Origin of the sequence: Micromonospora sp. WMMB235 (assembly GCF_001855515.1) — a bacterium.
GTDB lineage: Bacteria > Actinomycetota > Actinomycetes > Mycobacteriales > Micromonosporaceae > Micromonospora > Micromonospora aurantiaca.
Map to the genome: position 1 here is coordinate 1843266 of NZ_MDRX01000001.1, position 10501 is coordinate 1853766.

The window sequence follows — 10501 nt, forward strand, 5'->3', positions numbered from 1 at the left end:
CGACATGCCGGATCAGGCCGAGCCGAACTCTTCGTCCAGCAGGCTGAAGATCTCCTCGGCGGAGGCCGACTCGAGGCTGGCGCCCTCGTCGGCGGCGGAGTCCGCACCGGACTCGGTGTAGGTCCACAGGGAGAGCAGTTCACGCAGCCGGGCGCCGACGGCGGCCCGGTCGGTGTCGGCAGAGGCCACCGCCCGCATGGCGTGCTCCAGCTTGTTCAGCTCGCCGAGCACCGTCAGCGCGGAGGTGCTCCGCTCCGCCAGCAGCGCGCCCCGCAGGTACTCGACCAGCGCGGCCGTGGTCGGCCGGTCGTAGATCAGCGTGGACGGCAGCCGCAGCCCGGTGGCCGCGTTGAGCCGGTTGCGGAACTCGACCGCGGTCAGCGAGTCGAAGCCCAGCTCGACGAAGCCGCGCTCGACGTCGATCGAGCGGATCGACGCGTAGCCGAGGACCGCGGCGGCGTGGGTCCGCACCAGGTCGGAGAGCACCTGGTCGCGATCGGCCTCCGCCGTGGCGGCGAGGGTCTCCCGCAGCGCCTCGGCCGGATCGCGTTCGGCGGCCCGTACCGCGCCGGTCGTCGCCGGCCGCACCAGCGACCGCAGCACCGGCGGGACCGCCGCCGGCCCGTGCCGGCCGATCAGGGCGAGGTCCAGGTTGACCGGTACGACCACCGGCTCGGCGAAGCGCAGGGCCTCGCTGAACAGGTCCATGCCCTCCTCGGCGCCGAGCGGCACGAAGCCGCCCCGGTTCATCCGGGCCTCGTCGACGTGCCCGGTCCGCCCGTCGCCGGTGTCGTTGACCCACGGGCCCCAGGCCAGCGAGAGCGCCGGGAGTCCCCGGTCGCGCCGGTGCTGGGCGAGGGCGTCGAGGAAACAGTTCGCCGCCGCGTGGTTGGCCTGCCCGGGGCCGCCGAACAGGCCGGCCGCCGAGGAGAAGAGCACGAACGCAGCCAGGTCCAGCTTCTCGGTCAGCTCGTGCAGGTGCCACGCCGCGTCGACCTTGGGACGCAGCACGGCGTCGAAGCGCTCCGGGGTGAGCGCGGGCAGGACGCCGTCGTCGAGTACCCCGGCGGCGTGCACCACGCCGGTCAGCGGCTGGTCGGCGGGGAGTTCATCGACCAGCAGGGCGAGCGCGTCGCGGTCGGTGACGTCGCAGGCGGCCACCCGGGCGGTGGCACCCAGCCCGGCCAGGTCGTCGACCAGCGCGGCGACGCCCGGTGCGTCCGCCCCGCTGCGGCTGACCAGCAGCAGGTGCCGTACGTCGTGGCGGGTGACGAGCCGCCGCGCCACGAGCCGCCCGAGCAGGCCGGTCGCCCCGGTCACCAGGACGGTGCCGGCGGCCAGATCGGGGCCGGGCGCGTCGGCCGGGGGCGGGCCGAGCCGGGTCAGCCGGGGCACCCGGAGCTGCCCGGCACGTACGGCGAGCTGGGGTTCGCCCGTGGCCAGGGCCGCCGGCAGCAGCGCGGCGGCCGGGGCGTCGTCGTCGACGTCGAGGAGCACGATCCGGTCGGGGTTCTCCGACTGGGCGGAGCGCAGCAGGCCCCAGGCGGTGGCGGCCGGCACGTCGGCGATCCGCTCGTCCGGGTCGACCCGGACCGCGCCGCGGGTGACCACCACCAGCCGGGCGGCGGTGAGGGACTCCTCGGCGAGCCACTGCTGGGCCAGCGCGAGCATCCGGTGGGCGACCCGGTGCGCCTGGGCGGCCGGGTGTGGCTCGCCGGCGGCGGTTCCGGCGCAGGTCACCACCACCGCGTCGGGTGCGGCGGCACCAGCGCGTACGTCGGCGACCAGCGTCGACAGGTCCGGGTGCCGGTCGGCGCCGGGCCAGTCGTCGCCGAGGGCGACGAGCCGGGACGTGCCGTCGGCGCGGCCGGTGGCGGGGGCGACCCAGTCGAGGCGGTGCAGGGACCGGCTGGCCGAGCGGCGGGCGGCGCTGAGCTGCTCGCCGGAGATGGGCCGCAGGACCAGACCGTCGACGGAGGCGACCGGGGTCGCGCCCGTGTCGGTCACGGTCAGGGCCACGGAGCCGGCGTCGGTGGCGCGCAGCCGGATCCGCAGTTCGCGGGCGCGGGTGGGTCGGATGGTCACGCCCGACCAGGTGAACGGCAGGCCCGGGCGGATGTCGGGGCCGCCCTCGGTGCCCGACGCGCCACCGGCGGGGTCGCCGGCCGTGGCGTCGGTGGCGCCGTCCGTGGCGCTGGCGCCGATGGCGTGCAGCGCCGCGTCCATCAGGGCCGGGTGCACGGAGAAGGCCGTGGTGTCGGTGGACGCGTCGGCGTCCAGGGCGACCTCGGCGAGGATGTCCCGGCCCGAGCGCCAGGCGGCGCGCAGCGCCCGGAAGGTGGGGCCGTAGTGGTAGCCCTGGGCGGCGAGCCGGGCGTAGAGCCCGTCGAGGGCGATCGGCTCGGCGTCGGCGGGCGGCCACACGGCGGCCGGCACGGGGTCCGGGTCGACGGTGTCGGCGAGCTGGCCGGAGGCGTGCCGCTGCCAGGCCCGGGAACCGTCGGGTCCGGTGTCGTCGTCGCGCCGGGTGTGGACGGCGACGGGCCGGTGCCCGGTCTCGTCCGGCGGGCCGACGCGGACCCGCAGGTCGATTCCTCCCTCGGTGGGGATCGCCAGCGGCGCCTCCAGGTTCAGCTCGGCGACGGTCGCCGCGCCGGCCTGCCGGCCGGTCCAGGACGCCAGCTCCACAAGCGCCGTCCCGGGCAGCAGCACCGTGCCCAGCACGGCGTGGTCGGCCAGCCAGGGGTGGGTGGCGAGGGTGATCCGGCCGGTGAACAGCAGGCCCTCGTCGCCGGGCAGGTCGGCCACCGCGCTGAGCAGCGGGTGGTCGACCACGTCGAGGCCCACGGCGGGCAGGACCGAGCGGTGCGCGCCGGTGCGCTCCAGCCAGAAGCGGTTCCGGTCGAAGGCGTACGTGGGCAGGTCGACGGGCTCGGCCTCGGGCAGCAGCCGGCGGTGGTCCACCGCCAGGCCGAGGGTGTGCGCGGTGGCGAGGCCGGTCAGCAGCCGGGTGGCGGCGTCGTCCGACCCGCCGAGGGTCTCCAGGACGTGGCCGTTGACGCCGGTCGCGTCGAGGACGGCGGCGACCCGGTCGGTCAGCGCCGGCTCCGGCGAGATCTCCACGAATGTCACGTGTCCGGCCGCGACGGCGGCGCGCAGGGCGGCGTCGAGCCGCTCCGGTCCCCCGGCGATATCGGCCGGGCGGTCGGCGCCGGAGGCGGTCGGCGCCGCTCCGAGGCCGGCCGGGTCGGCACCGGGGCCCGCCCGGTCGACACCAAGGCCGGTCAGGTCGGCCCAGTGGTCGACACCGAGGCGGGCCGAATCGGCCCAGTCGCCGGTGAACGTGGAGGCCAGCCGGGCGGTCCCCGGCTGCGGGGCGAGCCCCGCCAGGGCGGCACGGAGGCCGTCGGGGTCCAGCTCGCCGGCGGCGGACCGGGCCCGCAACGCCACCGTGCGGGCGGCGTCGGGCAGGGACAGCAGGCCCGCCACGTACGCGGCCACGACCTCGCCGTCGCCGGTGCCGACGACAGCGGCGGGGGTGACGCCGGCGTGCCGCCAGACGGCGGCGAGCGCCACCCCGACGGCGAACAGCACGGGCCGGGCCAGCTCCGGCCGCTCGCCCCAGGAGGCGTCCGCGCCGGTGAGCAGGGCGGCCGGATCGACGTCGACCCAGGGCGCGAGGGCCTGCCGGCACTCGGCGAGGGTGTCGTCGAAGACCGGGCAGCGGCCCACCAGTGCGGCCGCCGCCCCCGCTGGGGTGGCGCCCGGGAAGACGAACACCGGGCCCGCGCCGTGGTTGGCGACGGTGCCGGTCACGACGTTGCCGGCCGGGGTGCCGGCGGCGAGCGCGTCCAGGCCGGCCAGCAGCTCGCCGGGGGTCGCGCCGAGCACGGCGGCGCGCCGGTCGAACGCCGAGCGGGTCGCGGCGAGCGACCAGCCGACCGCCGCCGGGGCGAGGCCGGGGTGCGCGCGCAGGTGCCGGGCCAGCCGGGACGCCTGCGCGGCCAGGGCCGAGGTGGAGCGGGCCGAGACGGGCCAGGCCACCACGTCGGCGGTGAGCAGCCCGGCGGCGCGTTCCCCCTCCGCAGCGGCTGCGGGCGGCATCGGTGCGTCGCCCGGCTCGGCGTCGGCGGGCGCGTCGGTGGGCAGCTCGACGACCACGTGGGCGTTCGTGCCGGAGATGCCGAACGAGGAGACCGCCGCGCGGCGGGGCCGGTCGACGGCCGGCCACGGCCGGGACCGGGTCACCAGCTCCACGTCGCCGGCCGACCAGTCGATGTGCGGCGACGGCTCGTCCACGTGCAGCGTCGCCGGTACGGTCCCCTCCCGCATCGCCAGCACCACCTTGATCACGCCGGCCACACCGGCGGCGGCCTGCGCGTGGCCCATGTTCGACTTGACCGAGCCCAGCAGCAGCGGGCCGGCGTCGCCCCGGTCCTGCCCGTACGTCGCCAGCAGCGCCTGCGCCTCGATCGGGTCACCGAGGACGGTGCCGGTGCCGTGCGCCTCGACGACGTCCACGTCGGTGACCGCCAGCCCGGCGCCGGCCAGCGCCTGCCGGATCACCCGCTGCTGGGAGGGGCCGTTGGGGGCGGTCAGGCCGTTCGACGCGCCGTCGGAGTTGACGGCGGAGCCGCGGACGACGGCGAGGACGCGGCGGCCCTGCCGCCGGGCGTCGGAGAGCCGCTGCACGAGCAGCATGCCGACGCCCTCGGACCAGCCGGTGCCGTCCGCCGTCGCGGCGAAGGACTTGCACCGCCCGTCGGAGGCGAGGCCGCCCTGGCGGGAGAACTCCTGGAACGCCGTCGGGGTGGCCATCACGGCCACGCCGCCGGCCAGCGCCAGGTCGCACTCGCCGCGCCGCAGCGCCGCCCCGGCGAGGTGCAGCGCCACCAGCGACGAGGAGCAGGCGGTGTCGACGGTGACGGCGGGGCCCTCCAGCCCGAGGGCGTACGCGACCCGGCCGGAGATGACGCTGTGCGCGGCGCCCGTCATCAGGTAGCCCTCGACGCCCTCGGGGACCTCGGTCAGGCCCGTGCCGTAGCCGGAGGTGGAAGCGCCCACGAAGACGCCCGTACGGCTGCCGCGCAGCGACGCGGGGTCCACCCCGGCCCGCTCCAGTGCCTCCCAGGACGTCTCCAGGGTGAGCCGCTGCTGCGGGTCCATGGCGAGGGCCTCGCGGGGCGAGATCTCGAAGAAGGCGGGGTCGAAGTCCGCCACGTCGTGGAGGAAGCCGCCCGCCGGCGGGTGCGTCCCCTCGGCCGGCTCGGGTATCTCCCAGCCCCGGTCGGTGGGGAACGGCGAGATGGCGTCCACGCCGTCGGCGACGAGCCGCCAGAACGCCTCCGGCCCGTCGACGCCGCCGGGGTAGCGGCAGGCCATGCCGACGATCGCGACGGGCTCGTCGGCATCGACGACGACGGTCTGCGGGGCGACGGCCGGGGCGGCGCCGGAGACCAGCTCGCGCAGGTGCGCGGCCAGCTCGGCGGGGGTCGGGTAGTCGAAGACCAGTGTGGTGGGCAGCCGCAGGCCGGTGGCCGCGTTCAACCGTCCCCGGAAGTCCACGGCGGTCAGCGAGTCGAAGCCGAGGTCCTTGAACGGGCGGCCGCGCAGCTCGTCGGGGGTGGCGTGGCCCAGCACCGCCGCGGTCTGCTCGTTGACCAGGCGCAGCAGCTCCCGCTCCTGCTCCGCGGCCGGGAGCGCCGCGAGGTGGCGCAGTGGCGCGGCGACCCCGTCCGCCGGCGTGGCGGCCTCCTCCTCGGCGACGAGCGCCCGCACCTGCGGCAGGTCGCCGAGGAACGGGCTGGGCCGGGCCACTGTGAACGCGGGGTGGAACCGGCTCCAGTCGACGTCGGCGACTGTCACGCAGGGCGTGGGCCGGCGCAGCGCCCGGTCGAGGGCGACGAGCGCCTTCTCCGGGTCGACGGGCGGCAGGCCCATCCGGTTGAGCTGCTCGGTGGCGACGTTCTCGGCGGCCATGCCGTGCGCGCCGCCCCAGGCCGTCCAGGACACGGCGGTGGCCGGCAGGCCCCGGTCGCGCCGGTTCACGGCCAGGCCGTCCAGCAGAGAGTTGCCGGCGCCGTACGCGCACTGCCCGGCGCTGCCCCACACGCCGGAGATGGAGGAGAACATGACGAACGCGGCGAGGTCGCGCTCGGCGAGGCAGGCGTCGAGGTGCAGGGCGCCGAGCACCTTGCCCGCGACGACGTGGGAGAACTCGTCGAGGGTGGTGTCGGTGATCGGGGTGAGCTGGTCGGTGCCGGCGGCGTGCACGACCGCCGTCAGGTCGGGCAGCGAGCCGACCAGGTCCGCCACGGACCGCCGGTCGGTGACGTCGCAGGTGGCGGCGGTGACCCGCCCGTCGGCGCCGTACCGGTCGAGCAGGTCCGCCACGGCGGGGGCGGCGGCGCCCCGGCGGCTGGCCAGGACCACCCGCCCGGCGCCCCGGTCGAGCAGCCAGCGGGTGACGTGGCCGCCGAGGGCGCCGGTGCCGCCGGTGACCAGGACGGCGCCGGACCACCAGTCGCCGGCGGGGTTCTCGTCGGTCGTCGGCGGGGCCGGCGTGAGCCTCCGGGCCCAGGTTCCGCCGGGGCGCACGGCCACCTGGTCCTCGCCGCCGTGGCCGGCCAGCACGGCGGCGAGCCGCCGGGTGATGGCGGCGTCGACGGTGGCCGGCACGTCGACCAGGCCGCCCCAGCGGTGCGGTTGCTCGACGGCCGCCGCGCGGCCGAGGCCCCAGACCTCGGTCTGCAGCGGGTGCGCGACCCGGTCGCCCGGGGCCGCCGCCACCGCGCCGCTGGTGACGCACCACAGCGGCGCCACCAGGTCCAGGTCGGTCATCGCCTGGACGAGGGCGAGGGTGCCGGCGGCGGCGAGGGTCACGCCGGGGTGCTCGGGCAGCAGCCGGTCCTGGCCGGCGACGACGGCGAGCACGCCGTCGACACCGCGGTCGCCGGTCAGCATCCGGAGCCGGGCGGCGAGCGCCGCGCGGTCCAGGTCCGCGGCGCCGACGCGCAGCACCAGCGGCTCGGCGTCGCCGAAGAGCCCGGCCAGGCCGTCGGCCCACGCCGGCGCGTCCTCGGCGGGCAGCACAACCAGCCAGCGGCCCGCCGGGGCGTCGCCGTCCTCGACCGGCACGGGCTGCCAGCTCACCTGGTACGACCACCCGTCCACGAGGGAGCGTTCCCGCCGGGACCGACGCCAGGAGGACAGCGCGGGCAGGGCCGGCAGCAGCGCCCGTACCTGCTCGTCGTCGCCCAGCTCGCCGCGCAGCGTGTCGACGTCCGCCTGCTCCAGGGCGGTCCAGAACTCGTCGTCGCCGTCGGAGGAGGCGGTGCCGGGGCCGGCGGGCGGCGGCTCGGGCCAGAAGCGCCGGCGGCGGAAGGCGTACCCGGGCAGCGGCACCCGCGCGGTGTCGGCTCCCGCGTACAGCCTCGTCCAGGCGACCTCCACCCCGCCGACGTGCAGCTCGGCGAGGGCGGTGAGCGCCGACGTGGGCTCGGGGCGGTCGCGGCGCAGCAGCGCCACGGCGGAGGTCTCGTCGTCGGCCAGGACGTCGCGGGTCAGCGCGGTGAGCACTCCGCTGGGGCCGACCTCCAGGAACGTACGCACGCCCAGGGCGCGCAGCTGCTCGACGCCGTCGGCGAAGCGGACCGCCTCCCGCACGTGCCGCACCCAGTACTCGGCGGTGCGGATCTCGTCGGGGTCGGCGACGGCGCCGGTCAGGTTCGACACGATCGGCAGCGCCGGCGGGTGCAGCTCCAGCCGGCGCACCACGGCGGCGAACTCGGCGAGCATCGGTTCCATCAGCGGGCTGTGGAAGGCGTGGCTGACCCGCAGCGGCCTGGTGCGTACGCCCTGGTCGGCCCAGCGGCGTTCGAGTTCCTCGACGGCGTCGGCGGCGCCGGAGACGACGACGGCGGTGGGCCCGTTGACGGCGGCCACGGCGACCCGGTCCTCGACGTCGGCCAGAGCGGACCGGACGGCGTCGGCGGGGAGCTGGACGGCCAGCATCGCGCCGCCGGCCGGCAGGGCCTGCATCAGCCGGCCCCGGGCGGCCACCAGCGTGGCGGCGTCGGGCAGCGACAGCACGCCGGCCGCGTGCGCGGCGGAGAGCTCGCCGATCGAGTGGCCGAGCAGCACGTCCGGGACGACCCCCCAGCTCTCCAGGAGCCGGAACAGCGCGACCTCGACGGCGAACAGACCGGCCTGGGTGTAGAGGGTCTGGTTGAGCAGCCCGGCCGCCTCGTCGCCCTCGGGCGCGAAGAGCACCGGGGCGAGCGGGCGGGGCAGGTGCCGGTCCAGCTCGGCGCAGACCTCGGCCAGTGCCCGGTCGAAGACGGGGAACGCGGCGGCCAGCTCGCGGCCCATGCCGCTGCGCTGCGCGCCCTGGCCGGAGAAGAGGAACGCGAGCTTGCCGCCGCGCGGACCCGCGCCGGTGACCAGGCCCGGGGCGTCGCCGCCGGCGGCCAGCGCGCGCAGGGCGGCGGCCAGGCCGGCGCGGTCGGTGGCGAGCAGCACGGCGCGGTGCTCCAGGCCGGCCCGGGTGCTCGCCGACGACCAGCCGACGTCGGTCAGCCGCAGCCCGGGGCGGTCGTCGAGCCAGTCGGCCCAGCGGGTGGCCTGCGCGGTCAGGGATCCGGCGTCGCGGGCGGAGACCAGCACCGGCACGAGGCCGGCCGCGTCGACCGGGGCGGTGCCGGGCGCCGTGACCGGGTCGATCTCGGGGGCGGGGCCGTCCGGGGCGTCCGCCGGGGCCGGGTCGGCGGCGGGTGCCTCCTCGATGATCACGTGGGCGTTGGTGCCGCTCATGCCGAAGGAGGAGATGCCGGCGCGGCGGGGCCGCTCTCCGGCAGGCCACGGCCGCGGCTCGGTGGCCAGCGCGACTGCGCCGGCCGTCCAGTCCACGTTGGGGGTGGGCTCGTCGACGTGCAGGGTGGCGGGCACGGTGTCGTGCCGCAACGCCATCACCATCTTGATCACGCCGGCCACGCCGGCGGCGGCCTGGGTGTGGCCGATGTTCGACTTGACCGAGCCGAGCCAGAGCGGTTGGTCGGCCGGCCGACCCTGCCCGTACGTCGACAGCAGCGCCTGCGCCTCGATCGGGTCGCCGAGGGTGGTGCCGGTGCCGTGCGCCTCCACGACGTCGACCTGCTCGGGCGCGAGCCGGGCGCTGGCCAGCGCCTGGAGCACGACCCGCTGCTGGGACGGACCGTTGGGGGCGGTCAGGCCGTTGCTCGCGCCGTCGGAGTTGACGGCGCTGCCGCGTACGACCGCGAGCACGGGGTGGCCGTTGCGGCGGGCGTCGGAGAGTCGCTCGACGAGCAGCAGGCCGGCCCCCTCGCCCCAGGCGGTGCCGTCGGCGGCGGCGGCGAACGACTTGACCCGGCCGTCCAGGGCCAGGCCGCGCTGGCGGCTGAAGCCGATGAACGCGGACGGGGTGGACATGACGGTGGCGCCGCCGGCCAGCGCCAGGGTGCACTCGCCCTGCCGCAGCGCCTGGCAGGCCAGGTGCAGCGCGACCAGCGACGACGAGCAGGCGGTGTCGACGGTGACGGCGGGACCCTCGATGCCGAGCGCGTACGAGATCCGGCCGGACACGACGCTGGCCGCGGTGCCGGTGAGGATGTAGCCCTCGGTGCCGGGCGGCGGCTGCTGAAGCAGCCCCACGTAGTCCTGGCCGGTGGTGCTGGCGAACACCCCGACCTGGTGGCCTCGCAGCGTCGAGGGGTCGATGCCGGCGTGCTCGAACGCCTCCCACGAGGTCTCCAGCAGCAGCCGCTGCTGGGGGTCCATGGCCAGCGCCTCGCGCGGCGAGATGCCGAAGAACGCGGCGTCGAACTCGGTGGCGGAGTCGACGAAGCCGCCCTCGGCGACGTACGACGTGCCGGGATGGTCGGGGTCCGGGTGGAACAGCCGCGCCAGGTCCCAGCCGCGGTCGGCGGGGAACGCGGAGTAGGCGTCGCGGCGGGAGTCGACGAGCTCCCACAGTTCCTCGGGCGAGCCCACCCCGCCCGGGAAGCGGCAGGCCATGCCGACGATGGCGATCGGCTCGCGGCTGGCCGCCTCAAGCTCGCCGAGCTTCCTCCGGGTCTGGTGAAGGTCCGCCGTCACCCATTTCAGGTACTCCCGGAGCGTATCTTCAGTCGCCATTGACGCCACCTCTTCGGGTCGGAGAGAAACAGCGACCCAATACCGTCCACGGACGCCACAAGCCGCGAAGATCCAAACCCATTCAGCCGACCACGAATTGCCAGACAAAATGGCGTTTCAGCCCCCCACCAGGTCTTACGCGCCGGACGAAAGGTAATTGTCGCCGGACGGCGGTCACAACCCCTAGCGTGCCCCTACGGGTGCCCCTAGGTGGCGGGGGCGCAGGCTGGGCCGACCCGCCCTGCGAGCGGTGCGGCGCACCGCCCTCGCGGGGTGCGGCCGGGCGAGTGCGCGGACCCGCCCGGCCCGGCGTGTCACGACCGCCGACAACGGTCGTACGACACCATTT

General features: G+C 77.0%; 1 protein-coding gene. It reads right to left on the reverse strand.

Features of this window, described 5'->3' with window-relative positions:
- Positions 1-12 precede the first annotated feature (12 nt).
- Complete coding sequence (locus tag BFV98_RS07705) at positions 13-10152, reverse strand: type I polyketide synthase (protein WP_071095638.1); 10140 nt, start codon at positions 10150-10152, stop codon at positions 13-15.
- Between the last annotated feature and the right edge of the window lie 349 nt (positions 10153-10501).

What these genes read in the sequence shown, in the direction of transcription:
- BFV98_RS07705 (WP_071095638.1), bottom strand. Translation starts at nt 10,152, where the DNA reads ATGGCGACTGAAGATACGCTCCGGGAGTACCTGAAATGGGTGACGGCG.